General features: G+C 65.4%; 17 protein-coding genes and 1 pseudogene. 7 read left to right on the top strand and 11 right to left on the bottom strand.

Annotation, left to right across the window (positions count from 1 at the left end; translation table 11 throughout):
- Positions 1–142: 142 nt before the first annotated feature.
- The 5 genes from VHL31_RS02705 to VHL31_RS02685 form a co-directional block, all read right to left on the bottom strand.
- Positions 143–715 carry a GNAT family N-acetyltransferase gene (locus VHL31_RS02705; protein WP_329659663.1) on the bottom strand — a complete coding sequence of 191 codons (573 nt, stop codon included), beginning with the start codon at positions 713–715 and terminating at the stop codon, positions 143–145.
- A gap of 55 nt (positions 716–770) precedes the next feature.
- Positions 771–2,108, bottom strand: coding sequence for a S41 family peptidase (locus tag VHL31_RS02700; protein WP_329659662.1), 1,338 nt, complete (start codon positions 2,106–2,108; stop codon positions 771–773).
- Positions 2,108–2,965 carry a murein hydrolase activator EnvC family protein gene (locus VHL31_RS02695; RefSeq protein WP_329659661.1) on the bottom strand — a complete coding sequence of 286 codons (858 nt, stop codon included), beginning with the start codon at positions 2,963–2,965 and terminating at the stop codon, positions 2,108–2,110. Before VHL31_RS02695 ends, VHL31_RS02700 begins: the two co-directional genes overlap by 1 nt.
- A gap of 316 nt (positions 2,966–3,281) precedes the next feature.
- The gene (gene gpmI, locus VHL31_RS02690) at positions 3,282–4,817 is read right to left on the bottom strand and encodes a 2,3-bisphosphoglycerate-independent phosphoglycerate mutase (protein ID WP_329659660.1); all 1,536 of its coding nucleotides are present in this window, start codon (positions 4,815–4,817) and stop codon (positions 3,282–3,284) included.
- A gap of 130 nt (positions 4,818–4,947) precedes the next feature.
- Positions 4,948–6,690 (bottom strand): TolC family outer membrane protein, encoded by a 1,743-nt coding sequence (locus VHL31_RS02685; RefSeq protein ID WP_329659659.1) that lies wholly within the window; start codon positions 6,688–6,690, stop codon positions 4,948–4,950.
- Positions 6,691–7,011: 321 nt separating this feature from the next.
- On the opposite strand from VHL31_RS02685, the gene VHL31_RS02680 reads away from it, so the two are divergent.
- Positions 7,012–9,282: a type I secretion system permease/ATPase gene (locus VHL31_RS02680; protein WP_329659658.1), complete on the top strand. Its 2,271-nt coding sequence runs from the start codon at positions 7,012–7,014 to the stop codon at positions 9,280–9,282.
- Positions 9,282–10,652: an HlyD family type I secretion periplasmic adaptor subunit gene (locus tag VHL31_RS02675; protein ID WP_329659657.1), complete on the top strand. Its 1,371-nt coding sequence runs from the start codon at positions 9,282–9,284 to the stop codon at positions 10,650–10,652. The genes VHL31_RS02680 and VHL31_RS02675 overlap by 1 nt, the downstream gene beginning before the upstream one ends.
- A 24-nt stretch (positions 10,653–10,676) precedes the next feature.
- On the opposite strand, the gene VHL31_RS02670 is transcribed toward VHL31_RS02675, so the two are convergent.
- Positions 10,677–11,255, bottom strand: a complete 579-nt coding sequence (locus tag VHL31_RS02670) for a YqgE/AlgH family protein (RefSeq protein WP_329659656.1) — start codon at positions 11,253–11,255, stop codon at positions 10,677–10,679.
- A gap of 192 nt (positions 11,256–11,447) precedes the next feature.
- On the opposite strand from VHL31_RS02670, the gene VHL31_RS02665 reads away from it, so the two are divergent.
- Positions 11,448–11,933, top strand: coding sequence for a peroxiredoxin (locus tag VHL31_RS02665; protein ID WP_329659655.1), 486 nt, complete (start codon positions 11,448–11,450; stop codon positions 11,931–11,933).
- 4 nt (positions 11,934–11,937) lie between these two features.
- Here VHL31_RS02665 and VHL31_RS02660 read toward each other — a convergent pair whose 3' ends face one another.
- Positions 11,938–12,702 carry a glucose 1-dehydrogenase gene (locus VHL31_RS02660; RefSeq protein WP_329659654.1) on the bottom strand — a complete coding sequence of 255 codons (765 nt, stop codon included), beginning with the start codon at positions 12,700–12,702 and terminating at the stop codon, positions 11,938–11,940.
- A 339-nt stretch (positions 12,703–13,041) separates the two neighbouring features.
- On the opposite strand from VHL31_RS02660, the gene VHL31_RS02655 reads away from it, so the two are divergent.
- Positions 13,042–14,280 carry a calcium-binding protein gene (locus VHL31_RS02655; RefSeq protein ID WP_329659653.1) on the top strand — a complete coding sequence of 413 codons (1,239 nt, stop codon included), beginning with the start codon at positions 13,042–13,044 and terminating at the stop codon, positions 14,278–14,280.
- Here VHL31_RS02655 and VHL31_RS02650 read toward each other — a convergent pair.
- From VHL31_RS02650 to VHL31_RS02635, 4 genes are all read right to left on the bottom strand, one after another.
- Positions 14,267–17,464 carry an AAA family ATPase gene (locus VHL31_RS02650; protein ID WP_329659652.1) on the bottom strand — a complete coding sequence of 1,066 codons (3,198 nt, stop codon included), beginning with the start codon at positions 17,462–17,464 and terminating at the stop codon, positions 14,267–14,269. The two genes, VHL31_RS02655 and VHL31_RS02650, sit on opposite strands and share 14 nt — an antisense overlap.
- Positions 17,465–17,514: 50 nt before the next feature.
- Positions 17,515–20,526: an NAD(P)-binding protein gene (locus tag VHL31_RS02645; protein ID WP_329659673.1), complete on the bottom strand. Its 3,012-nt coding sequence runs from the start codon at positions 20,524–20,526 to the stop codon at positions 17,515–17,517.
- Between the two features lie 195 nt (positions 20,527–20,721).
- Positions 20,722–22,377, bottom strand: coding sequence for a hypothetical protein (locus VHL31_RS02640; RefSeq protein ID WP_329659651.1), 1,656 nt, complete (start codon positions 22,375–22,377; stop codon positions 20,722–20,724).
- Positions 22,378–22,440: 63 nt separating this feature from the next.
- Positions 22,441–23,277, bottom strand: coding sequence for a class I SAM-dependent methyltransferase (locus VHL31_RS02635; RefSeq protein ID WP_329659650.1), 837 nt, complete (start codon positions 23,275–23,277; stop codon positions 22,441–22,443).
- Between the two features lie 99 nt (positions 23,278–23,376).
- Here VHL31_RS02635 and hutH point away from each other — a divergent pair, with 99 nt between their 5' ends.
- The 3 genes and pseudogenes from hutH to VHL31_RS02620 all read left to right on the top strand — a co-directional run.
- Complete coding sequence (gene hutH, locus VHL31_RS02630) at positions 23,377–24,879, top strand: histidine ammonia-lyase (protein ID WP_329659649.1); 1,503 nt, start codon at positions 23,377–23,379, stop codon at positions 24,877–24,879.
- 85 nt (positions 24,880–24,964) lie between these two features.
- On the top strand, positions 24,965–26,086 hold the full coding sequence (locus VHL31_RS02625) for an AI-2E family transporter (RefSeq protein WP_329659648.1): 1,122 nt from the start codon (positions 24,965–24,967) through the stop codon (positions 26,084–26,086).
- 155 nt (positions 26,087–26,241) lie between these two features.
- Positions 26,242–26,433, top strand: a pseudogene (locus tag VHL31_RS02620) (hypothetical protein); the annotation flags it as partial.

Below are 26,433 nucleotides of genomic sequence, written 5' to 3'. Positions count from 1 at the left end.
CCGGCCTTCGGCAGTGAGTTCTTCCATGGGCATCTACTCCGCGATCTACGCCCGTGCGACGGGCCAACTCCAGGTCAGATGGCGAGCGCCATCGCGGATTCCATCGCTGCCTGGTGCCTTTGGATCAGAACCGACGGCGAGATCAGCGGCGTCCGGCAGTCGCGCGCCAATCCACTCTCGCGAGGCGGTAGAGGACGTGATGGCGCATCGGGTGCCCCGCTTCGACGGAGGGATGCTCGAAGTCATCGGCCGGGTCATGCCTCATTCCCAGCCGTTCCATCACCCTTCGGGAGGGCAGGTTGGTCGGCAGCGTGAACGCCACGATCTCGTCGACCTGGAGTTCGTCGAAGCCGTACCTCATTGCCTCACTCGCCGCCTCCTGCGCATAGCCCTTGTGCCAGTAGGCCCTGGACAGCCGCCACCCGATTTCCACAGCAGGTGTGAACGGTGCCGGAAAGGTCGCATTGGCAATCCCGACCGCGCCGACAAATGCCCCGTCCGAGGCTTGTTCGACTGCCCAGAACCCCCAGCCATGCCGGTCGATATGGTCCTGCCAAGCTTCCATGATCGAATCACTGCGCTCGGCGGACAAGGGCCGCGGGAAGTAGCGCATGACCTCGGGGTCGGCGTTGAGCATGCGGAAGCCTCTTCGGTCCGCTTCCCGCCAGGGTCGCATGACCAGCCGCTTCGTGCGCAGGCTCGTGGCTTCGCTCATCGGTGCCTCTCGCCCGACGGATGGCGGGCTCGCGTAACGGGACCGTATGCCGCAATCAGTTCAGGGGCCCACGTTCGCTGTAGAGTGCAATCCCGCGAAGCAGGTCGACTGCCCGGGAGAGTTGGTAATCCTGCTTCGGATCGGTCGGAATGGCAGCCGCCTCGGGTGCTTGGTCGTCCGTGGGCTGCGCGTCCGCCGGCTCCGCCTGCTCGGGCTGTGCCTCTTCCTGCTCGTTCGTCAGCCGGCCGCGCAGATCCGCCTCCCGCCGTCCGATGGCATCCTCGATGTCCTGGATGTTCGCCGCATGCACCTCGATATCCGGGGTAATGCCCTTGGCCTGGATCGAGGTTCCAGCCGGGGTGTAGTAGCGGGCCGTGGTCAGGCGAATGGCACCATGGCCGGGGATCGGCATGATGGTCTGGACGGAGCCTTTGCCAAAGGACTGGGTGCCCATGAGGATGGCGCGGCGGTGATCCTGCAGGGCACCGGCGACAATCTCGGAAGCCGAAGCCGATCCGCCGTTGATCAGCACGACCATGGGCACGCCTTCGACGATGTCCCCCTTGCGCGCGTTGAAGCGCTGGATGCTCTCCGACTGCCGCCCCCGCGTCGATACGATCTCACCCTGGTCGAGGAAGGCGTCCGACACGGCAACCGCCTGGTCGAGCAGGCCACCTGGGTTGTTGCGCAGGTCCAAGACCAGTCCCTGCATGTTGCTGCCCATGTCCGCACGGAGCTTCTCGACTGCATCACGCATCGCGCCCGCCGTCTGCTCGCTGAACGTCGTCAGTCTGACATAGCCGACCATTCCCTCGGCATGGGAACGGACAGGGGAGATCTTGATGATGGCGCGGGCCATGGTGACGTCGAATGGCTCTTCGGCACCCTGACGGAGCAGACGCAGCTTGATCGAGGTATCGACCGGGCCGCGCATCTTGTCGACCGCCTCGGACAAGGCCAGACCAGTGACCGGCTCGTTGTCGATATGGGTGATCAGGTCGCCCGCCTGTACGCCTGCCCGAGCGGCCGGCGTATCGTCGATCGGCGAGACGACCTTGATCAGGCCGTTCTCCATGGTGACTTCGATGCCGAGGCCACCGAATTCACCACGGGTCTGGACCTGCATGTCCCGGTACCGTTCGGTGTCCAGGTATCCCGAGTGCGGGTCCAGGCTGGTCAGCATCCCGTTGATCGCGTTCTCGATCAGGGTCTGGTCCGGCACGTCCTCGACATAGTCCGCCCGGACGCGCTCGAACACGTCGGCGAACAGCTTCAACTGCCGGTAGACCTCGCCACCGGACTGGGCTGACAGTGGTGCTACCTGACCCAGCAGCACGCCGACGGCGACGGACCCACCGACCAGGAGACCAGAGCGCAGATATCTCGCCTTCATCAACCCCGGACCTTGTCTTCGCGAGCCGTAAGCCACGGCATCGGATCAACCGGCACGCCCTGGTGCCGCACTTCCACATACAACTGCCCGGCCGACCCGGACGCAACGTCCAAGCTGCCAACCACGTCACCCGGCCGGACAACCGCACCCAACCCGATGTTCAGATGCGAGAAACCAGCCATCAACGTATGGTAGCCATCGCCGTGGTCGATAATCAAGATCAGCCCGTAGGTGCGAAACTCACCAGCGAACATGATCGTTCCGCCGGCCGGCGCGGTGATGCGTTCGCCGGAGGCAATGTCCAAGGTGATCCCGTGGTCCGACGACATGTGCATGGCGGATGAGTTGCCGACCATGCGGGTCGACGACAGAAGGTTGCTCCAGCTCCGAAGCATGTCGGCGGCGGGTGCCTCAATATTGATCCCGCCGGCCTGATCATTGTCCGCCCCGGTGGGTGCCGTCGCTGGCCAGACCAGATCCTCATCTAGACCCAAGAGCAGCGGGGGCTCGTCCTTCGGCAGGTAGCGCCGCTCGCGGGTGGCCTGCGTTTGCGCCAGATTGCTGGCGATCCGAGCCTCGGCCTGCGCCACCCACAGCGCGGCGATCGGGGCATCGTCGACCTGATCTCGCTGCAACGCAACCGCTGCAGCCTCGCGATCGAGCTCCTCCAGCAGCGCATCCGCGTTCACGATCTCGCCATCGACCTGCGCCCAGGCCATCTTCGCGTCCTGTAGCCGCAGCTCCGTGCGAGCCCAGTCAAGGCGCTGCGTGGACAGCATGGCACGCCGGATCGCCCGCCGGCGGATATCGGTCCCGCTCAGATCCGCAGCGACATAAAGACCCAGGTTGCGGGCCACGCCGGCTCTTGCCTGCCGTACTCGTCTGGAGAGCTGTGCCACATCCCGGCCGACGGCATCGCGCTCGCTGTCCAGGTCCTGCAGTCGCGCCTGCACGTTCGCCTGAACTGCATCCAAGCCGAACGCCGCCAGCTGCAGCCGACGCATCCGGGCGGCGAGATCGTCGAGATCCTGAAGCGCCGTCAGGGTCACGGCCTCGGATGGCGGGAGGGCTCGGATCTCCCCGTCGGCTGCGTAGGCAGGTCCTGTCAAACCGGCCAGCATGACCAGCACGACATTCATCCGCATGAGGAGCCGGCCCCATCCGGTCATCCGATCAGGTATCCGCCGCCGAGCAGAGGAGCGTCCGGCCACTCATTGCCGCGGGTTGGGCCACACCAAGCAGGTCCAGCACGGTCGGCGCCACATCCGCGAGAATGCCGCCCTCCCGAAGGCTCGCCCCTTCCGGCGCACCCACCAAGATGAACGGCACCGGGTTGGTCGTGTGGGCTGTGTGCGGTGCTCCTGTGACAGGGTCGCGCATCACCTCGCAGTTGCCGTGATCCGCGGTCACCAGCACAGCGCCTTTTCGGTGAAGCACCGCCGCCACGACCCGCCCCAGGCAGGCATCCACTGTCTCCACGGCGCGTCGCGCCGCGTCCAGGATGCCGGTATGTCCGACCATGTCTGGGTTGGCGAAGTTCAACAGGACGAAGTCCGGCTCGTCGCGCAGGATCGCCTCGACTACGCGATCAGTGAGTCCAGGAGCGGACATCTCGGGCTGATGGTCGTAGGTCGGCACCTTCGGTGACGGTTCCAGGATCCGCTGGCAGCCCACCACCTGCTTGTCGCTGCCACCATCGAAGAAGAAGGTGACGTGGGGATACTTCTCCGTCTCCGCTGCCCGCAACTGGCGCAGGCCCGCCGCCGACAGGACATCACCCAGCAGATCGTCCATTGGCTCGGGCGGGAACAGGGTCGTCAACACCTTGTCGAGGTCCGCCGAATAGCTCGTCATGCCGATCGCCGCGGACAAGGCTGGTACGTGGCGACGCTGGAACCCGGCGAAGTCCGGCTTGACCAGAGCGTCCAGGAACTGACGCACTCGGTCCGAGCGGAAGTTGAAGCAGAGGATGCCGTCGCCATCGCGCATGCCGCCATAGCCGTCCACGACCACAGGCTCGACGAACTCGTCACCGTCCCCGGCCGCATAAGCCTTCTCGATCGCCTGCTCTGGCGTGTTCACCTTCGGCGCGATGCCATCGACGATGGCGGTCCAGGCCTTTTCGATCCGCTCCCATCGATTGTCGCGATCCATCGCGAAGTACCGGCCACCGACCGTGACGATCCGGGCCTGATCGCCGAGTGCCGCCTGAAAGGCACGGACATAGTCGAGGCCTGACCGCGGCGGCGTATCGCGTCCGTCGGTCAGGACGTGGACAAGAACCTCGACGCCACGGGCGGCCAGGATCCCCCCCAGGGCCACGGCATGATCTTGATGGGCATGCACGCCGCCTGGCGACACAAGGCCAAGCAGATGAAAACGTCCGCCGGCTCGGCGTACCTTGTCCACCGCTTCCAGCAGAGCGGGATGCTTTGCCAGGCTGCCGTCCGCGATGGCGCGGCCGATCCTGGGCAGCTCCTGCATCACGATCCGGCCGGCACCGAGATTGGTGTGGCCCACCTCGGAATTGCCGAACTGGCCGTCCGGCAACCCGACCGCGGGACCGTCGGCACGCAGGGTCGTTTCCCGCCACCGCTTACGCAGTCCGTCGGTCACCGGCGTGTCGGCCAGCGCCACGGCATTGTCGCTTGGATCGTCGCGTCGACCCCAACCGTCGAGAATGACCAACGCGACAGGCCGGACCACCATGCCGAACTCATACTCCCGGGAACCGCGTCAGCAACCATTTACCACCGCACGTGCCATGTATGGCCGACTGGCGGGTTCAGCCTCGATTAACCTTGATCGGACGACCGGTCCAGAGCGTTGAGCCTGTCGTTCACTCGCCGGTAATGGCTTTCCAGAAGCTGCCGAAATCCTCGTAGCTGGCCCCGCCCCGCTCCGGTGGCGCCGCGGCAGAAGGCCCGGCCGTAGGCTCGACGGCAGCCAGGGCCTCTACCTCGCTTGCCGTCTCAACATCGCTTCCAGGCTGGCCGAGCGGTGCTGCCGCCGGCTGGACCTCGGTCACGCTTTCCACCACTTCCTCGACCGCCACGGGAGCGACGCTGGACTGGTCCGCCGAGGGCGCGGGTCGGGGCGACAGACCGGGGTTGCCCGGAAGCGGGCGTGGTTCGCCCGCGGCTTCACCCCGCAAAGGCCGCGGCTCGGCCGCCGGGTCATGGATCTGGAGGGTCTTCTCGTCGATCCGCTCGGGCGTGTGGACATTCTCGGGGTTGCGCTCGATGTTGATCTCCTCGCGCGGCCGGTCGATCCCAAGCGTATCCAGCAAGGCGCCCGTAACGGTGACGATCCGGTAGACGGCAAAGCGCTCCTGGTACTCCGTGGTCGTCAGATTGACCCGGGAAACGAACAATTCGTTCTCCGCATCGAGCAGATCGAGAAGCGTCCGCTGGCCGACGATGAACTGGTCGGCATAGGCATCACGAGTCCGGCGATTGGCCTCGACCTGGTCCCTCAGAGTCTCGGTCCGCGCCCGGGCCGTCTGCAGGGCGATAAAGGATGCACGAGCATCCTCCTCCGCCTGCCTGCGCGCCCTCGCCAGCGAGGAGCGCGACTCGTTCAGGCGATGAAAGGCTTCGCGCTCTTCCGCGACGTCGGCGCCACCCCGAAACAGGTTGTAGCGCATGACCAGCAGCACCTGCGCCGATACGTCGCTGCCGTCCACACCGTTCAGGTTGCTCCCGGTCGCCGCCCCAGCCTCGACGTTCAATTGAGGAAAATAGCCGGAACGTGCTCCTCGCACCTCTGCGGAAGCGACGTCCACGTCCGAGGCGGCGATCAGCACCGTAGGGTTGGACGTCGACGCCCTGACCGCGGCAGCCTCCATGTCACGCGGGAGAGCGGCAATGGGCGGGCGCTCCATCTGCAGGTCGCGCGGCCGCTCGCCGACCACCTGGAGATAGGTGGAATAGGCATCCGCCAAGTCACCCCGGATCTGTTCCAGGCTGTCCACGGCCGCGGCAAGCCGGGCCTCCGCCTGCCGGACATCGGCGATTCCGGTCGTTCCGCCCGCTTCGAGCTCCCGTACTTCGCCCAGGATCCGACGATGCGCGGCCACGTTGGCGTCGGCGAGCGCCACCAGATCCTGGTTGCGGAGGATGTCGAGATGGCTCTGGATGCCATCGAGGGCGATGAACTCGGCTGCCTCGCGCACGCGATGAGCCGCACTATCGACCCGGGCGGTCTGCCGGTCGATCTCGCTGCGAGTGGCACCACCGTCGAACACGCGCTGCGTCAGGGTCAGCGATGCATCGGAGCGGAATTGGCTTTCGTAGCTGTCACTCCGGGCGCGGGTGCCAACCGAGTTGGTATATTCAGGGCCGCCGGCCACGCGCAGATCAACCGACGGTAGACCGAGCGCACGTGCCTGCCGCAACTCTTGGTCGACGGCGAGGCGGTCGTTGCGAACCACGCCAATTTCTGGATTCGTCGCGATCGTCGCCCGGACGGTATCGGCGACCGTTGTTGCCCGCACCGGCGCAGCTGCGAGAACAAGGGCAGTGGACGTCAGCAGAGCCGCCAGTAGTGGCGCCGCCAGTGTCCGTCCTGGGTACGTCCGCATCCGATTATCCGCCCTTGGGTCGGTTCTTCAGGGAAGGAGCAAACGGCTCCTCTCAACTTCCGATAGACGGCGGGGAGAACACGCGTCAACGTCGCCGTCCACATGAGTTCCCGCCTGTTGCGCCGCTGCCCACACCCGAAGGTGATCTGTGATGCACAAGGGTGACGCGCCGCATCCTTGTGTTTAGGTAGCGAGAATGGGAAGGGAAAGTCATCTCGTCGGTGCTACAAGCCCGGCAGACGGCCTTGTGCCCAATCGATCACATCGAGGCCACCTCGCCGCCAGGTGCGCCGAGATATCTTAAGTGTCGCTCGAGGGAAGATGATGACGGAGATCCGGCCAGAAGGTGGATCGGAGCGGGCAGTGGTCGATCCGACTGCTGACCCAAACGCGACGGCGGATCCCGTTCCACCGGCCGTGCCGCAGGAGCCTCCGCGCCCCGCCCAGGCCGAATGGCGGATCCGCGCATCGACAGCGCAGATCGACGATCCGCTGCTGGCCAGCCTTGTCGCGCTAGCCCATCTCATGGACCGCCCGACATCGGCCGATGCGCTGCGTTCGGGGCTGCCGCTGGAGAATGAGCGACTCACGCCGGCGCTGTTTCCCCGCGCTGCCGAGCGGGCCGGGCTGGACGCGAGGCTGATCCGACGCGGCCTTCGCGACATCGACGAGCTGGCGCTGCCTTGCGTTCTCCTGCTGCGCGACCGGCGCAGCTGCGTCCTGATCTCGCGCGACGGTGAAAAGGTCCGGATCATCGTTCCGGAGACCGGGCTTGGCGCCCGGGACATGGAACTGGGTGAGCTCGAGCACGTCTACACCGGCCATGCCTTTTTCGCCCGGCCGGAACTGGAGCTGAACGAGCGGGACAAGCGTCACCTGCCGCCCCGGTTTGGCAACCACTGGTTCTGGTCGACCCTGTTCAAGCAGTGGCCGGTCTATATCGAGGTCGTGATCGCGGCATTGCTGATCAACATCTTCTCGATCGTTTCGCCCCTCTTCGTCATGAACGTGTACGACCGCGTGGTCCCCAACAATGCATTGGACACGCTCTGGGTATTGTCCGCAGGTGCGGTTATCATCTTTGCCTTCGACTTCATTCTGAAGACAGCCCGCGGCTACTTCGTCGATACTGCCGGACGGGCATCCGACGTGGTGATGGCCAGCAGGATCTTCGAGCAGGTGATGGGCATCCGCCTGGCAGGGCGTCCCGCCTCGGCTGGTGCCTTCGCCAGTAACCTGCGCGAGTTCGAGACGCTGCGTGACTTCTTCACCTCCGCCACCGTCACGGCACTGGTCGATCTGCCGTTCATCGTCTTCTTCCTGGCGATCGTTTTCCTGATCGGCGGGAATCTCGCGGTGATCCCGGCCCTGGCCGTGCCCATCGTGCTCGGCGTGGGCCTGCTGGTGCAGTGGCCGCTCGACCGGATCGTCAAGGAGACCTTCCGCGAGACGTCGATGAAGCACGGCCTGCTGGTCGAGGCGATCAACGGGCTCGAAACGATCAAAAGCGTCGCGGCCGAGGGGCGCATGCAGCGCAGTTGGGAGCGGCTGGTCGCCACCACCGCCCAGACAGCCAACAAGGCTCGCTTCCTTTCCTCGCTCACGGTGAACTTCGCATCCACAGCTGCGAACTTGGTCTATGTCGGCATGGTGATCATGGGCGTCTACAAGATCGCCGCAGGCGAACTGACCGTAGGTGCGCTGATCGCCTGCACGATCATCGGCAGCCGCGCCATGGCACCGCTCGGGCAGGTAGCCGCGCTACTGACAAGGTTCCACCAGTCGCGCACGTCGCTGGAAACGCTCAACAATATCATGGCGCTTCCGACGGAGCGGCCCGACGGCGTGCGCTTCGTGCACCGCCCGTCGTTGCGCGGCGACATCGAGTTCAAGAACGTCACCTTCACCTACCCCAACCAGAAGCTGCCGGCGCTGCAGAACGTCTCGTTCAAGATCACGGCAGGCGAGCGGGTGGCCCTGATCGGGCGGATCGGCTCGGGCAAGACCACCATCGAGAAGCTGGTGCTGGGCCTCTACGAGCCGCAGGAAGGTGCGATCCTGGTGGACGGAACCGACGTCCGGCAGCTGGATCCGGCCGATCTTCGCCGCAACATCGGCTGCGTGCCGCAAGACGTGTACCTGTTCCAGGGCAGCCTGCGCGACAACATCACACTTGGTGCCGCCTTCGTCGACGACCAGGCCGTGCTCCGTGCGGCACGCATCGCAGGCGTCGAGGAGTTCACCAGTCGTCACCCCCTTGGGTACGATCTCCATGTTGGCGAAAGGGGAGAGGCGCTGTCTGGTGGACAGCGGCAGGCCGTGGCGGTGGCCAGGGCCCTCCTGCTCGACCCCCCGATCCTGATCCTGGACGAGCCGACCAGCGCCATGGACACCGGGGCCGAGAACAGGCTGAAGGCCCGGCTGGCCCGCGAGGTACCCGGGCGCACCGTGCTCCTGGTCACCCATCGCCAGTCCATGCTCACGCTGGCGGAGCGCATCCTGGTGATCGACAATGGGCGGATCGCAGCCGACGGGCCGAAGGAGAAGGTGTTGAAGGCCTTGGCATCCGGCCAGATCCGGGGAGAGCGCTGATGGCCAGCAGACAGCTGAGTGCCGGGAGCATGGCGAGCGGCCGCAACTGGGCTCTGGCCGGCGGCCCCGAGCAGGCCTTCATTCCGGGCGCACTCGGTGCGTCCCGGTGGAAGCCGCGGCTGTTCAGCCATCTGATCCTCTGGTGCGTGATCGCCTTCTTCGCCGTGTTCATCTGGTGGGCGCAGTGGGCGACGCTCGACGAAGTCTCCCGTGGGGAGGGCCGGGTCATTCCGTCCCGCCAGGTCCAGATCATCCAGAACCTGGAAGGCGGGATCCTGGCCGCCACGCTGGTACGCGAGGGCGATCTGGTCGACGCCGATCAGGTGGTCGCACGGATCGACAACATCAGGGCAGCCAGCGGCTACCGCGAGAACGTCGTCCGCTACTATGGACTGTTGGCTTCGGTGGAGCGGCTCCAGGCGGAGATCGAGGGGCGGCCGATCAACTTCCCGGCGGACGTCCTCGAGAAGGCGCCCGACGTGGCGCAGAGCGAGCTCAGCCTCTTCCAGGCACGCCAGGAGCAGCTGGACAGCCAGATCGCAGTCCTGCGTCAGCAGGTCGAGCAGCGCCAGGGGGAGTTGAACGAGCTGGCGACGCGGGAGGCGAGCCTGACGACCTCCCTGGATCTGGCACAGCAGGAGTTCGACATGGCGGCGCCGCTGGCAGCTCGCGGCGTGTTTTCTAAGATGGACACGCTGCGGCTGCGCCGTCAGGTCGTCGACCTCCAGTCGAACCTGGAGCAGACCAAGCTGCAAAAGCCACGGGCGGAGAGCGCGCTTCGCGAAGCCAACCACCGCATCGAGGCGACAATCAGCGAGTTCCGCTCGGAATCATTGCGTGAGCTCACCCTCAAGCGCACCGAGTTGCAGAGCATCAAGGAGACGGTCAGCGCAGGCGAGGACCAGGTGCGTCGTACGGAGGTTCGTTCCCCTGTCCGTGGCGTCGTGAAGCAGATCAAGATCAACACGGTCGGCGGCGTCCTGCCGCCCGGTGGCGAGATCATGGAGATCGTGCCGATCGAGGACACGCTTTTGGTCGAGGCAATGGTCCGCCCGTCGGACATCGCCTTCCTGCGGCCAGGCCTGCCGGCCACGGTGAAGATCACCGCCTATGACTATTCGATCTATGGCGGCATGCACGGCCGGGTCGAGGACATCAGCGCCGATACGCTTGCCAACGAACGGGGCGAGACGTTCTTCCGGGTGCGCGTGCGCACCGACAAGGCTCATCTCGGCTCCGAGGAGCGACCGCTCGAGATCATCCCAGGCATGACCGCGCAGGTCGACATCATGACCGGCAAGAAGACGGTGATGGATTACCTGCTCAAGCCGATTCTCAAGGCGCGCACGGAAGCCCTGCGGGAGCGTTGATCCCGGTCTGCCCGTCCGGCGCGCTCAGGCGTGGCCAACCGCACCGGACAGGAGGATCGGGTCGATCTTGAGCTTGGCCAGCGCCCGGTGCCACTTGGTTTCGTCCTCGCGGCCGAACACGATGTCGGCATCGCCCGGCGCGATCAGCCAGCCATTGGCCAGGATCTCGGCATCGAGCTGGCCCGGCGCCCAGCCGGCGTAGCCCAGCGCTAGCACGAGCCGGCTCGGTCCATTGCCCTCGGCGATCGCCCGCAGGATTTCGACGGTGGCGGTCAGCGCGAAGTTCTCGTCGATCAGCAGGGTCGATTCCAGCTGGTAATCGGCCGAGTGCAGGACGAACCCGCGATTGCTCTCGACCGGGCCGCCCAGGTGTACCGGCTGATCCTCGGCGAGCCCCTCGCTTTTGATTCCGAGTTGCTGGAGGACGGCCGGCAGGCGCAGCTGGTCGATGACCTGGTTGACCACGAGACCCATCGCACCCTCGGCCGAGTGCGAACAGACATATACCACCGAGCGGGTGAACCGCGTATCAGCCATGCTGGGCATGGCGATCAGCATCATGCCGGTGAAGTGCGAGTTGGTTTGCTGGGGAGAGGAAGCCATACGAAGGAAATAGGCTTCGGATGGAGGGTCGCCAAGATCCCACCGCACCGTTCCAGCACGCTTGTGCCAACACATGTGCCGGTTGCGTCCGGCGCACGGCGGTTCCATGTGTCAGCCACGGGCAAGCGGCCCGGTTGCGATATCGGGGCCCGCGGACTGACCGTGCCGGCTCCAACGACGGGATGACGATCGATGGCGATCCGCGTGGGCGATCGGCTGCCAGAAGCCAAGTTCAAGGTCCGCACGGCGGACGGTCTGGACGACGTGACGACGGCACAGGTGTTTGCCGGCAAGAAGGCGGTGCTGTTCGCCGTGCCTGGCGCCTTCACCCCGACCTGCCACTCCAAGCACCTTCCCAGCTTCCTTGAGCACTTCGAAGAACTGAAGGCCAAGGGTGTGGAAACGGTGGCCTGTGTGGCGGTCAACGACGCGTTCGTGCTGGACCAGTGGGCCAAGGTCAACGACGTGCAGGGTCGGGTGCTGATGCTCTCAGACGGCAACGGCAGCTTCACCAAGGCGATCGGGATGGAGCTGGACGCCTCCGGCGCCGGGCTGGGCATCCGCTCGCTGCGCTACTCCATGCTGGTCGAGGATGGAGTCGTGAAGATCCTGAACGTCGAGGAAAGCCCCGGCGTGATGGAAGTCACCGGCGCGGACAAGCTCCTCGCGGCAATGTAAGCCCTTACAGGCTCGTTGAAATTCCTCCGTCGACCATCAGCACGTGGCCGTGCACGTAGCTGGCCGCTTCGGAAGCCAGAAACACGACCGCACCCTTCAGCTCGGCGGGCTCTGCCCAGCGGCCAGCCGGGGTGCGGGCTTCCACCCACGCGGTGAACTCCTTGTTCGCCAGAAGGGCCTGGTTCATTTCGGTGGCGAAGTAGCCGGGCCCGATCGCGTTCACCCGGACGCCCTGGCGGGCCAACTCCGCGGCGAGCGAGCGGGTGAGGCCGTGAAGGCCGGCCTTGGCGGCGACATAGCCGTGAATCGTCGGACGTCCCAGGATCGACACCACCGAGCCGGTGCTGATGATGCTGCCGCCGCCCCGTTCAAGCATCGCCTTCGCCGCCTCGCGCGCCAGACGGAAACAGGCGGTGAGGTTGGTCGCCAGCACCCGGTCGAACTCCTCGTCGGTCCACTCGATGACCGGCTTGCGGTGCTGAATGCCGGCATTGTTGACCAGCACATCCAGATGGCCATGCCGCTCCACGATGCCCGCGATGGCTGCCTTGACGGCGTCGCCGTCGCTGACATCGAAGGGCGCGATCTCGGCCTTCAGTCCCCTGCCCGTGAGCAGATCAGCCTTTGCCTTGAGGCTGTCTGTATCCCGCGCGTTCAGCACGACCAAAGCGCCATGCTCCGCCAGCCCCTCAGCCATGGCATAGCCCAGCCCGCGCGATGCACCGGTGACGAGGGCGACCTTGCCAGTCAGGTCGAACAGTTTGGACATCAGAGGAGCCTCCAGGCGGATTGTCCCTGCGGGTGAAGCCTCATTCGGGTCCATTGCGCAAGGCCGCATCAAGCTCGCGCGGGTGGGTTGATGGGCCAGCCCGGCGTGGGCGTACCGAGCGGGACGGTATGATCGGACGCAGCCATACCCGTCTGCCCCAGCTATGACCAAGATCAAATCTTCACACCGTTAAGCTGTACGAGATACGATTTTGTCTCTTGACAGTAGTAGAAGCGGCCGGTTCTGTGCCAATGGCATAGGTACTGCCCTGCCGCATGTGAACAGATCATTTTCTAGGTCTTTGCAGGCGGGAGCAGTCGATATAGATCGGAGCATGGCATGGCCGTGATCAATGGCAATAGTTTAAACAATGTGCTTGTCGGCACAGCACTGTCAGATCAGATCGATGGGTTCACCGGGAACGACATTCTGTGGGGTCGCTCAGGCAGCGACATTGCCAGAGGCGGTCTTGGCAACGACAGGATCTTCGGCGAACTTGGCAATGATCTTCTCTTTGGCGAAGTGGGTGACGATCTCGTCGAGGGGCGCCAGGGTGATGACCGGATCTGGGGTGGGAACGGCAACGACACGTTGAGGGGTGGCGCGAACGACGACATCCTGCGTGGCGAAGATGGCGACGACGTCGTTGGGGGTGACGACGGGAGCGATCGCCTAGCTGGTGGCGGGGGCCGCGATAAGCTGTATGGCGGGATCGGAAACGACCACATGCAGGGCAATGCTGGCGACGACCAGCTTTTCGGCGGGCGCGGCAGTGACACGATCTGGGGCGGCGACGGCAACGACGTCATTCATGCCGACGAGGACCGCTACGTGTCGCAGCGTGGCAACTCGAACATGATCGATGGAGGCGCCGGAAACGACAAGATTTTCGGTTCGATCGGTGTCGACAAGGTCTTCGGTGGGGCGGGTGACGACTTCATCTCCCTGGGCGTGGAGCAGTATCTGGCCCGCGAGTACGACCTCTCCACCAACGAAGCGACTGGCGGGGCCGGCAACGATACGCTGCACGGTGCAAGAGGAACCGACCTCCTCCTCGGCAACATCGGCGATGACGATTTATTTGGCGGCGATGGCCGGGACAGGCTCGACGGTGGCATCGGTAACGACTGGATCGACGGCAATAGCGGAGCAGACCGCCTCTTCGGCGGTGCCGGCCGCGACGTGTTTTCGCACCAGTTCTGGTATCAAGCGGGTCGCGGCAAGGAGACGCCCGGCAGCGATCTGGTCACGGACTTCGTGAAAGGTGAGGATGAGCTGGGGATCAGGGTCACCTACAAGGATCCCGGTGACAATGACGGCAGTCATCCCAGTTGGAGCCTCAGCTTCGGCGACCTCGACAGCAACCGGAACGGCCGACTGGACAATGCCGACGACCATGTCGACGTAAGGTCGGTGACGGAGGAAGGGGTGGCCCTGTTGTCAACAATCATCGATACCAGCGCCTTGATCGCTGCCAACCACACCGGCGTTGCCTTTGGTTGGGGGGCATCCCGGGTGACGATCTACGGCGTTACTGGCCTGACTGCGGACGACGTGACCGTCTTCAGCAACATCTGACCGCAAGGCAGCGATGGCCTTCGGCCTGCTCGGGCGACAAGTTGCCTGCCGGCAGTCTCGGCAGGATTTCTCGCAGAGCCGCCGTTCCCTCGCTCGCCGTTGGGGCACGGCGGGCGAGGCTCAAAGCCGTGCGCAGTTGCCAGGACAGAGCACCCTGTCGCTTGGCAATCGCCAAGCTTTCACGCCAGGCGCTAGCTGCCGCGGGAAGATTGGAGGCCGGGCCGGTGGCCAGGATTTCGCCATGGAGCCTCAGCACCTCGGGATGCCAGCAGCCCTCGCCCATCCGGGCGATCTGGTCGAGGCCTTCTTGGACGAGGCGTAGCGCTTCCTCGCGACGATCCTGGCGAGCCAAGGCGTCTGCAAGCCGCGACTTGAAGTAGGGCACACCGATTCCGGTCCCGATCTGCGTGTAGACGCCCAGCCATTGGGCCAGCGCCTCGGCACCCTCGGCAATTCGCCCTGCGTCCAGCATGGCCACCGCCTGCCAGACTCGCCCACATACCGACCAGAATGCGAAGCCCTGCCGGTCGGCGACCTCGACGCCACGCTCGATCCGGGCAAGGGCCGGCTCGACATCGCCGCGATAGAGCAGCACCGCGCCGCCCCATACGAGCAGATACGGCGCCATGATCGGCACCGCCAGTGCGTCGAAATGGATGTCGCTCTCCTCGACGATCCGCCGGGACAGTTCGGCCTCGCCTTGCATCCAGCGTGCATGCGCCTCGAACAAGGTAGCCTGAAGCAGAAGATCCATGCCGAACGCAAAGGCAAGAGGCCGGTGCCGTTCCAAGTCGTAGATCGAGCGCACGCCGGCGACATGGCCGATCAATTCACCAAAGCGGCCAGCATAGAAGCTGTTGCCACCGGCGATGCCATGCGCAAGTAGGAGCAGGTCCTCGTTCTCGGCGAGGTTTGCGATCCGCTGCATCCGCTCGACCACTTCGGAAGCACTGCGAACGTCACCCACCATGATCCGATGCACGGCGCGGCCCCAGAGGACCGGCATCATCTGCGGAGCGTCGTCGCCGACCCTGGTGCAGGCTGCATAGGCAGTCTGGTAGGCGGCCTCGACCTCGGCGGCGGCAAAGCCGCGTGACTGCATGAGAGTGGCGCCGAGATTACCTGAGAGCTCGGCCTCGAGCAGGTCGCGCTCTCGCGAGGGTGCGGCAGCCTTGGCCTCGCGCAGGCCGGCCTCGAAATGTACCACGGCTTCGGCAAAGGCCGCACGGGAGGCTGCCCTGGCACCGGCGCGCTGCCATGCCCATCCGGACTCCAGGGGGCGACCGGCCAAGCCGAGATGCTGCGCCAGGCCTTCCGGCTCGGCCTCGCAGCGCTGCGGAAAACGCTGCACGAGCGTATCGGCGATCCGGCCGTGCAAGCGCTTGCGGCGGCTGCGCAGCATGCCGCGGTAAGCGGCATCTTGGATGAGCGCGTGGCGGAACACATAGTCCCTGCTGTGCTCGTCCCAGACGTCGACCAGCCCGGCCTCCGCCAAGCGACGCAGGGCCGGTGCGACTGTCTCTGGGTTCGACTCGTTCATGGCTTCCAGCATGTCGATGGAGAAGCGCCGCCCGATGGCCGATGCCAGCTGGGCCATCTCCTTGGCGCTGCCCAGCCGCTCGATGCGAGCAGTGAGCGAGTCCATCAACGTCACCGGAATGCGCAGTTCCTCGATCGGCCGGGTAAGCTCCCAGCTGTCGCCGCGATCGATGAGCCCACCCGATTCGCGCACGGTCCGTGCGAGCTCTTCCAGGAATAGCGGCACGCCATCGGCACGGTCGACGATCATGGAACGGACCGAGGGTGGCAGCGGCTTGTCCTCTGACAGCCGGTCGAGCATCAGCTCACTCTGCCGTTGGTCCAGCCGATCGAGTACGATATGTGCGCTGCCGATCGGAAGGGCAGCGAGTGGTCCCTCCGGGCGAGAGGTCAGGATCACCAGCACCGGGAGCGCCGCGATCCGGTCAGGCAGGCCGGCCAGGAACTCCAGAGACGAGGCGTCCGCCCAGTGGATGTCCTCCCAAAGGATTACGAGCGGACCGTTGGCGCTGAGCTCGCCGAGAAAGGCGTAGAGTTCCTCGATCGTGCGCTGCCGGCGCCGCTGCGGGGTGAGGTCGAGCGCTGGGAGCGATGGGTCGGTGATGTCGAGCAGGTGGGCGAACAATGCTAGCCGCTCGCGTGTCGGTGCTCCGGTGGCCTCTTCAAGGTAGTCTTCGAGCTTCGCGAGCCGTTCACCGGATGTCTGGCCAACCCCCATGTCACTGGCGCGTTCTAGCGTCCGCACCAGGGGATAGAGCGAGGTAGCCGCATAGGCGGCCGACGAATAGAAGCGCAGAATGCGGCAGCGCGGATTGGCGACGGCTTCCATGAAGTTGCGGGCCAAGCGCGACTTGCCGATGCCGGGCTCTCCGATCAGAACGGCGATCCGGCCTTGGCCACTGATGGCTTCGGTCCATTGCGCCTCAAGCGCGGCCATCTCCTCCTGCCGTCCGACGACCGGCGTGAGCCTGAAGCGCAGCCTCGCCTCCAGCCGGCTCTCGATGCCGCTTTCGCGTACGACCCGCCATGCGTGGACCGGCTTGTCCAGGCCCCGGACATGCTGGGGGCCCAGGTCCTCGTAGTCGAACAACGCGCCGGCAATTTCACGGGTCGTGTTGCCGATCACGATGCCGCCCGGCAGGGCCAAGGCCTGCAAGCGGGCCGCGACGTTGGGTGTCTCGCCGGTGATTCGCGGCTTGCGGGCGAGCCTGGCACCCTGGAAGAACTCGTCGACCACCGCGACGCCGGTGGCGATGCCCACCCTTGCCTGCAAGGTAGGGAAGCGATCACGACCCAGGCTCGGGACCCGCTGTACCACGGCCAACGATGCCAGCAACGCGCACTCAACGGCATCCTCGCGGACCCGCGGGTAGCCGAAATATGCGACGACTCCATCACCCAGATACTCGCCGACCTCTCCGCCAAAGCGCAGCACCATGTCCGTGCACAACGCCCAGTAGGCCGACATCAGGCCGTGGAGATCCTCCGGGTCGAGCTTGGCCGAGAGCGCGGTCGATCCCACCATGTCGATGAACACGACCGTGACATTGCGCCGTTCGGACGGGACGGTGCGCAGGTCGGGGGCTAGCGGCTGGCCGCACTGGCCGCAAAAGCGCATGGCCTCCGGGCTGGCGAAGCCGCACACGGGGCAGTTTGTTGTCCCGGTTGCCGTTATGGCCAAGGGCTCGGTTATCATCACATGTGCCGTGGTCCGGGCCGGGGCTTGGCGTCGAAGCTGGCGTGGGCTGCAGCCGTTGACGCGATCCGGGCACTGTCGAGCGGATTGGTGAGCGTCCACTCGGTCCACAGGCGGAAGGTACCGAGCTTGTGCCTGGCAAGGCTCGGTTGCGCGTACCGCCCGGCCGGCAGGCCCAGGCCAGCACCGACGGTGACCTCGGCACGACAGGGTTGGACCGTGGCACGCTCCAGTCCGAAGTCGAAGAAGCTGTACTGCCACTGGCCGAGCAAGCTCTTGGCAGCCATGGGCTGGGCGAGCAGTTCCCGGGCACCACGCAAGGTCGGAAAGTCGGCAGCGCTCCCGACTTGACCATCGGCGTCGAAGGTTGCGTCCACGAGCATGCTGGTGCCTAGAACCGCCTTGAACCGCTCATCGGTGCGAGTGATCGCTGCACGGTGCTTGGGCAAGCCATAGAACACCCGCCCGGTCAGGATATGGATCAGCCGGTCCAGATAAAGGCAAGGCAGCCAGCAGAACACGCCGCCACCTTTCGAGCGGTCGGCATGCTCGACGAAGCCTATGGCCACGATCAACTCGTGGTAGTCGAGCATCTTCGGTGGCTGCGGCAGGAAGCTCGGCCTGACCCCCATCTGCTTGGCGAACAAGACGGTGACCGGGTGGGTACCGCGTGGCGTCAGGTGCTGCCGTGCGAGCCTCAGGCCGCGCGGCAGCAGACTGGCGACGGCAGCCTCCGGGAGTGGCAGGAAGGTGAACCAGCCGTCCAGTTGCCCCATGGCGTAGGCCGCGGAGAACGGGAAGGGCGCCGCCGAGGCCGCCAGACCATCGAGGCCCGGCGGGCGCGGCGCGGTGTTCTCCAGCACATCGCCTTCGCCCACCACCTCGAACGGCAGCTTCGACAGGGCGCGGGCCGCCTGAAGCCCGGACATTACAGCGGCCTCCACACAGCCGGCATTGATGCCGTTCCTGGTCCAGTCGCCGGCAAGGTACAAATTGGCAAAGCCGGACTGGCCGGCCTGCAGACGGTGAGCCAGCGAACCCTCGACCGAGAGCACGTAGCGCTCGCTCGGCGCCACGTTCACCCGCACGTACTGCGCCGCCATGCGCTCCGCACCGCTCCGGTTCTGTGGGTCGTGCAGCAGGTCCCAGCGAAAGCCGTTCGGTCCGCGCAGGCCGGGCCACAGGCGCGGAAGCTCGTTCTCGACCCAGGCTTTGGCTGCGGCGCGCCCGGATCCCAGCGCCGCGGCGGCCGCGGTACCGTCGCGGACCGGTGCGGCCTCATCCGGCCGAGGGCTGCAGAAATAGGCGATGCTGCGCGGCGCCGGCTCCGGCCAGGCCTCGTGGGGCAGGAGATGGGCCATGTCAGCCCAGGTATCGAACGGTTCGTCGAACGAGGTGACCACCGGCTCGCCATAGGGGCCACCGTTGGCCTGCGGGTTGTAGCGTACTACCTGCGCCGGCCAGCCCAGATCCGCCGGGCTCTGGGTCAGCCAGAGCTGCAGGGCATGGGTCTGGACCGTCTGCACCTTGTCGAGCATGCGCTGCCAGGGCGGCGAAGCCGCGGCGAGTTCCATTGTCAGCTCTGGCAGGGAGCCAATGGATATACCCAGCACCACCTCGTCGAAATCGGCTCCATCGCGGAGTTCATGCAGCGTACCGACCGGCTCCCAAGGCGCCTCCAGATCCAGTCCGCGCAGCGCCTCGCCGTCGACCAGGCGCTCATAGACAGGCTCGGACGGCCAGCAGGGCAGTCCGTTGACGTCCACCAGCGGATCGTACTCATCCCCCTTTGGAACGGCCTGCCGGCAGAGCCCGATGCGTTCGATCCGCTTCTTGTCAGCAGACAGGTGGAGGTCGGTCACGCGCTGGAAGAACTCGAAGCGGACGCCGCGGTCCTTCAGGACCTGATAGAATGGGGCGAACACCACGTCGCCCATGCCCGCCTGCATCTTGTAGAAGAGGGCGCCCTTATAGGTCCAGGCCATGCGCAGAAGGCCGCGGATGGCAGTTCCGGCTCCCATGCCGCGCCGGTTGAAATCGCCAGCGGGAAAGCCGAACACGTAATCATAGCATCCACGAAAGAGCGGCGAGTCGACCGCATAGGACGAGGCGCCGTGGAGGCGCAGCCAAGCGCTGCACTCGACATGGTCGATCACGTCGAAACCGTCGCGAATCACGTCGTCGGCAATCATCCCGCGCACGGCGGCGGTGCCAAGATTGACCATGATATAGGCGCGGCGGAGGTCGTCCTCGGCCTCCAGCCGCGGGCGGATCTGCTCGAACACCTGCTCGGACAGCTCGGACGCCAGGCGGCGCAAAAGCCGTGCGGCGACCGTGCGCAAGGGCCCGGCTGGCTGACCCCGCCGGGCCAGCTCGCCGGCGACGTTCAGGGCAAAGCGTGCGAACGAGCCGGCCTGCAGGACACTGATCAGGGCGGCATCACCCAGGAGATCCCGGATCGGGCCGTCCTCGTCATCGTCATGACCATGCACAGGATGGCCTAGTCGATCCTCGAGGATCTCCAGTTGACCACGCAGCCATTCGACCGTGAGGCCGAGCAACTCGAGCGGGGTCGGCAAGAGCGGGTCGCCTTCACCTGGCAGTTCCTCGGTTGCAGCAAAGTCAATCAGCCATGGGCGCCAGTCGTCGCCCACGTTCTCCGAGATGTAAAAGCGGTTCAATGGCTTGAAGGCTTGGTCCCAGCGAGCAAGCGGTGCCTCGGGCTTGCGCAGGCCACGCGTCGCCAGCTCCTCATAGCAGTCCCGCATGACGCGGAACGCGTTTTCGTAGAAGCCAGCCCAGACGTGCAGGCCGTGCTCCTCGATCCGCTGTCCCGCACCTGCATTGCGACCGCTCGCGCCCTTGCCACCCAGCCGCCAGCCCATCTGATAGACCGTTACGTTGTAGCGCTCGCGAGCGGCGGTCGAATCGGTAAGCGCGTAGGCTGCCGTGATCGCCCCGACGCCACCGCCAAGAACCGCAACGCGTCGTTTTCCCGCCGCACGCACCATCACCTGCCCCGGAATATCTTTGCGCTTGAGCGCCCTACATGGCGAATGTTGTAAACCGACAGCCGCCGACGCACTATCGAACTTTTTCGCCATATCGTGGCGAATGTCCCCCTTCTCGAATGCTTCATCTCGATTGAGCCGGTTCAATCTCGCGTTCGAACGGTTCGATGGTGCTCGGTGCGAGACGGCAGCCGTTCAACCGACGCTGCCACCAACTGCCGGTACGTCGAGAAAGGCGGCTCGCCCTTCATAAAGGCCGAATTGGAAAAAATGTTGAATCGGCTCGATCCCCGCGGCGATGTCCTGGTAGGTGTCCAGATAGGCGGAAGTATCGAACTCGGCGGACGGGTCGCGGCCCTCCTTCCAGCCGAAACGGTGGTAATGCTGGAGCGGGTTGATCCCGGCCTCCGTAATGTCGGCATAGGTGGCGAGATAGGCCTTGGTATCGAACAAGGCGTTGGGATTGCGACCTTCCCTCCAACCGAACCGGTTGAAATGATCCCGCGCGTAGTCGAAGGCATCGTCGCCGGCCCGCTGCGCCACCCTCGCCAGGTCCGGGTTGCTCAGAAGGTAGTATTGCGGGTCGAACCCGCCCCGAACCGCGTCCGAATGGCCGATTGCCGAGAAGGTGGCGCGGTCTTCGGCCTTGCCCGTCTGGAGGTAGTGGGTCAGCGGGTCAATGCCGGCTTGCCGGACGTCCGGGTTAGCCGAGAAATAGAACTCGACATCGAAGTCCGGCCCCGGGTCACGCCCTTCCTTCCAACCGGTCTCGGCAAAGTGCTGCAACGGATTTGCGCCCGACGCAGCCACGTCGGGGTTGGCCGTCAGGTAGCCGTTGGTCGAGAAGAACGGGTTGGGGTCGCGCCCTTCCTTCCAGCCGATCCGGGCGTAGTGCTCCTCCGGGTCCTCATGAGCGTCGAAGACCTCCGGGTTCTCCGCGTAATAGAACGCATCATCGACCAGCGGATTGCCGTCGCCCAGCACGCCGCGAACGATCCGCTCGATGTCCTCCGCCGTATAGCTTTCCATCCAGTCTGGCACATCGGACTCGGCGGCGAACGGAAGATCCCGGCGGTAATCGGTCAGCGGGTGGAACTCTTCGGCCGCGGCGAGCATGTCGGCCAGCGCTGCCGCGCGCACCTCGTCATCCGTCGATTCGAATGCGAGGCCCGCGGCTACGATCGGCGCCGCATCCAGTTCGTTCCCGATATAGGTGGCCGCTCCATAGTGCTGGATCTTGTCGCTGTGGAGGAAGAACGTCTCGACCGGCACCGGCGCCGTGTAGGCATAGTTCCCGACAGGATCACCGTACTCGACATAGTTCGTGAGGCCGCTGACGCTCCCTTCCGGCACGAAGTCCGTGGAAATCCCGGGCGTGCCGAAGGTCACGCCGTCCAGGCCGGCCTGTGCTGCGACATACTCTGCCTGGGCAGCACCCAGTGAATGGCCCGTGAGGAAGATGTCATCTCGGGAAATGCCCTGTGCCTCGGCCGTGTCGATGACGGATCGGGTGAATGTCAGCGCGTCGACAAGGGTCGCAGGCAACCGGCCGTAGTACAGGTCGAGATCGGCCAGTATCTGGGCCACGGCGAAAGCGGGATAGTCGCGGATGATCGGCAGGTTGGTGCCCTGGAAGCCGATCAAGACCTGTCGATCATCCCCGGTACCGGCGATATAGGCGGCACCGTAGAAGCCGGTGCCTTCGTGGAACGCATCGTAGTCGTTGGTGGACTGGTAGTGGTCCGCGGCTACCGCGAACGGAGCGAGGTTGCCGTTGTCGAGGACACCCTGCTTGCCGCTCGTGTAGGCCCATGACGAAAGGTCGAAGAAGTCCTTTGATGTCAGGGTCATCACTGGTTCTCCCATGGCAGGAGCCGGGCTGGTGTGTCCGCTCGCGGGAGCACCGGGACCTTGCTACGGCTTCATCAGATCCCAGACGATGACACCCGGCAAGCCCACCCATGCGGCAGCATTGGCATCCGGCAGGAGGTCCCGCGCTATCGTCATGGCCGATTCGCCTCCAAGCAACGGCTCATGAAGATCCATAATATGCAGGCCCGCGTTTCGCGCTGCTGCCGCATAGGAGGACGGCAGGTGCGCGTTCAGGCGCATGAAGCCGGCCTCGCCGCCCGCGGTCCGGAACTGGGCCTGCCAGCCAAGCTGAACCAGGAAAGGATGGACGTCGCTGATCACGATCCGCCCACCCGGCCGCACCACGCGGGCGAGTTCGGCGAACGCCGGACGCAGGTCAGCCACGTGAACCAGGGCCAGCGCACACAAGGCTGCATCCACGCTTCCGTCCATCAGCGGGAGGGCCGCCAAGTCGCCTCGCTCGAAGCGGCAGGCCGGCAGCTTGGTCCGCGCCTTCGAAAGCATGGAATCCGAAACATCGATTCCGATGACGTCATGACCCTGTGCTGCCAGCCACGCCGAGTGGCGGCCCGTCCCGCAGGCAGCGTCGAGCATGGTGCCTGCGGACAGCGACGCAAGGATTCCGTGGACCGTAGGCTCCTCGACCGGAAAAAGGCGGAGCGGCTGGTCATAGGTCGCCGACCAGAGATCATAGCCTTGGTCCAGGTCATACTCGGGCGCTGCCAGCGGAGACGCTAGGTCATGGTCGTAGCGCACGAGCAGGTCGCGGATCTCCGCTACGCGTGCTTCCCGGGCGGCGGGATCGTTGCCGAAGGCCAAGCGGAGCAGGGCAAGACCTTCCGTGCCCAGCAGCATCTGGCCTAGGGTTGGCAAGCTCATGTCCCGTCTCCGCCGATGGCCGCGCCCGGATTCGATGTGGTGGCACGTATGCGACAGGGAGCCTAAGAGCACCATGAACGCAAGGGTGGAGGATCGACGATGCCGGTGCTGGTTCCAGGCAAGCTCGTGCTGGACGAGTTGATGCGGTGGGCGGCGACACCGGGTCTGGACCTTGTCCTGGAGGATAGCTTCCTGCCGAAGATCCGGGCAGCGGCACAGGTGGTAGCCGACGCGGCTGCCGCCGACCAAGCGACCTATGGAGTCAATACCGGGTTCGGCAAGCTTGCGCATACGCGCATCTCGCCGGCCCAGGTCGAGGAACTGCAGAAGCGGCTGGTACTGAGCCACATGTGCGGCGTGGGGGCACCACTCGACGACACGGTGGTGCGGCTCGTACTGATCCTGAAGGCAGCATCGCTGGCGCATGGGCATTCCGGCGTGCAGACGGCTACCATCGGCGCCCTCCTCACCCTGTTGAGAGAGGATGCTCTGCCAGTGATCCCAGCCAAGGGCTCGGTTGGCGCTTCCGGCGATCTGGCACCATTGGCGCATATGAGCGGCGCCCTGATCGGAATGGGCGAGATCCGGTTGCACGGCCGGGTCTTGCCAGCGGCGGCGGCGCTCGCAGAGATCGGGATGACGCCCTTGGTCCTCGGGCCCAAGGAGGGCTTGGCGCTTCTCAATGGTACGCAAGTATCGACCGCTCTCGCGATCGTCGGCTGGTGGAAGGCGCAGATCCTGCTGCGGACCGGGCTCGTGGCCGGTGCGCTCACCGTGGATGCGGCGAAAGGCTCCGACACGCCCTTCGACCCGCGGATCCAGAAGCTGCGCAACCAGACAGGCCAGGGCATCGTCGCCGGCGAGCTCGCGCTGCTCCTGCGGGGAAGCGAGATCCGCGAGAGTCATCGGTTTGGTGATGACCGCGTACAGGACCCCTACTGCCTGCGTTGCCAGCCGCAAGTGATGGGCGCCTGCTGGGACCTCCTGTCGGATGCGGCAGGGATCCTGGAGCGGGAAGCCAACGGCGTGTCGGACAACCCGCTGGTGTTTCCCGACGAGGGCGAGATCCTGTCGGGTGGCAACTTCCATGCGGAGCCGGTCGCCATGGCAGCCGACCGGATCGCACTGGCCCTCGCGGAGATCGGTGCCATTGCCGAACGGCGGATCGCGCTGCTGATCGACCCGGGGTTCTCCCTCCTGCCAGCCTTCCTGACGCCTTCACCAGGGCTGAACTCCGGCTTCATGATCGCACAAGTGACGGCGGCGGCGCTGCAGATGGAGAACAAGCACCTGGCGACGCCGGTCTCCACCGAAAGCCTGCCGACCTCGGCGAACCAGGAGGACCATGTCAGCATGGCGACCTATGCCGCACGTCGCCTCGCCGACATGGCCGAGAACCTGGCGAACCTGCTGGCGATCGAGGCGATGGCCGCCTGCCAGGGCATCGAGTTCCGCCGGCCGCTGCGCTCCTCGCCGCGGCTCGAGGAGGCATTCGCACAGGTGCGCGCGATCAGCCCGAAGCTGGAGGACGATCGTTGCCTCGCGCCCGAGATCCAGGCCCTCGGCGTGGCGATCTTGACAGCGCGGCTGGCCAACCTGTGAGCTTCGAGCCGCCCATCATGCCATTGCCACCAGCCGGCCCGCAGGAGATGAGTACGCCGTCCGTGACAGCAGCCGATTGGGCGCGATGAATCAGTTCACCCTCGAGCAGGTGCTAGGCACGGCAGCGTTGGCAATCCTGCTGGTGGCCTGCTTCGTGGTCGTGCAGCCATTCCTGTCGGCGACGCTTTGGGCAATCATCCTGGTGTACACGACCTGGCCCGCCTACCGTTGGCTTCGGCAGAAGGCGAAGCTCTCGCCGGGCCTTGCATCCTTTGCCATGGTGATGGGCGCGCTGGTGATCCTGGTGGTACCGTTGGCCGCCATGGCGCCATCGGTCGGCAATCAGGCGGCGTGGGGCATGCGCTGGCTGCGCGAGGTGTTCGCGGCGGGCATCCCGCAACCGCCTGGCTGGGTCGCAAGCATCCCGATTGTCGGCCAGCTGATTGTCCAGGAATGGCACAATGCGGCCGAAGGCGGTTCCGAGCTGATCGGCTACATCACGCCCTATCTCGAAGGCGCAGCGCAGTTCGCCCTCTCCGCCGGCCTCGGAATCGGCACTGGTCTGCTCGAACTGATGGCCAGCCTCGTCATCATGTACTTCCTGTACCGGGACGGCGAGGCGCTGGCGGAGCGGGCGGAGGATGGGCTGGAACGTCTGGCCGGTGACCGCGCCCGTCACCTGATGGACGTGGCCGGCAGCACGGTGAGGGGCGTAGTCTACGGCATGCTCGGCACCGCCGTGATCCAGGGCGTGGTGGCTTCGATCGGCTTCTTCATTGCGGGCGTGCCGGCGGCGACCTTCCTGGGCATCCTGACGGCGATCATCTCGCTTACCCCGATCGGTCCGCCGCTGGTCTGGGTAGCTGCGGCCTTGTGGCTGTTCCAGCAGGGAGAGACCTTCTGGGGAATCTTCATGATCCTGTGGGGGGCAATTCCGGTCTCCTCATCGGACAACATCATCCGGCCCTGGCTGATCCACAAGGTCGGCGCCACGCGAACACCGCTCATCTTGGTGTTGATCGGCGTGCTGGGCGGCGCCTTCGCCTTTGGTCTGCTCGGCGTGTTCCTGGGGCCCACGCTCCTGGCGATCGCCTATACCCTCATCCTGGAATGGACGGGTCAACCCGAACTTCGTCCTCAGCGTGTGGTTCTGCCGGACCCGAAGTCCACGGACCATCAAGGAGTGCCGTCACCACCCATCCGCTGAAGTCCACAGGAAGGATCCTGACTAAGACGGGTGACGACAGCTATGATCCGGACATCGAATAGTCACGCACCCATTCGGCCACACTACGAGGTCTATGCACTAGCTATCCGTTTACGGATCGCATAGCGTGCCTGGGACGTGGGAAGGGTTGAAGAGTGGTAGCGAATCGAGCCTCCAAGAGGATTCTCACGCTCTGCTACGAGCATCCGCCCCTGGGCGGCGGCGGTGGCAAGGTCGCACGCGGGCTCAGCGACCGGCTGGCCCGTCTGGGCTACGAGATCGACCTGGTGACGATGCGACTTCCGCCGTCGGTCCAGATCGACGATACGCCCCATGTCACGCTCCAC

The organism is Geminicoccus sp. (genome assembly GCF_036263595.1).
GTDB lineage: Bacteria > Pseudomonadota > Alphaproteobacteria > Geminicoccales > Geminicoccaceae > Geminicoccus.
The sequence above is the reverse complement of the archived record's forward strand: the minus strand, read 5'-3'. Positions and strand labels throughout refer to the sequence as shown.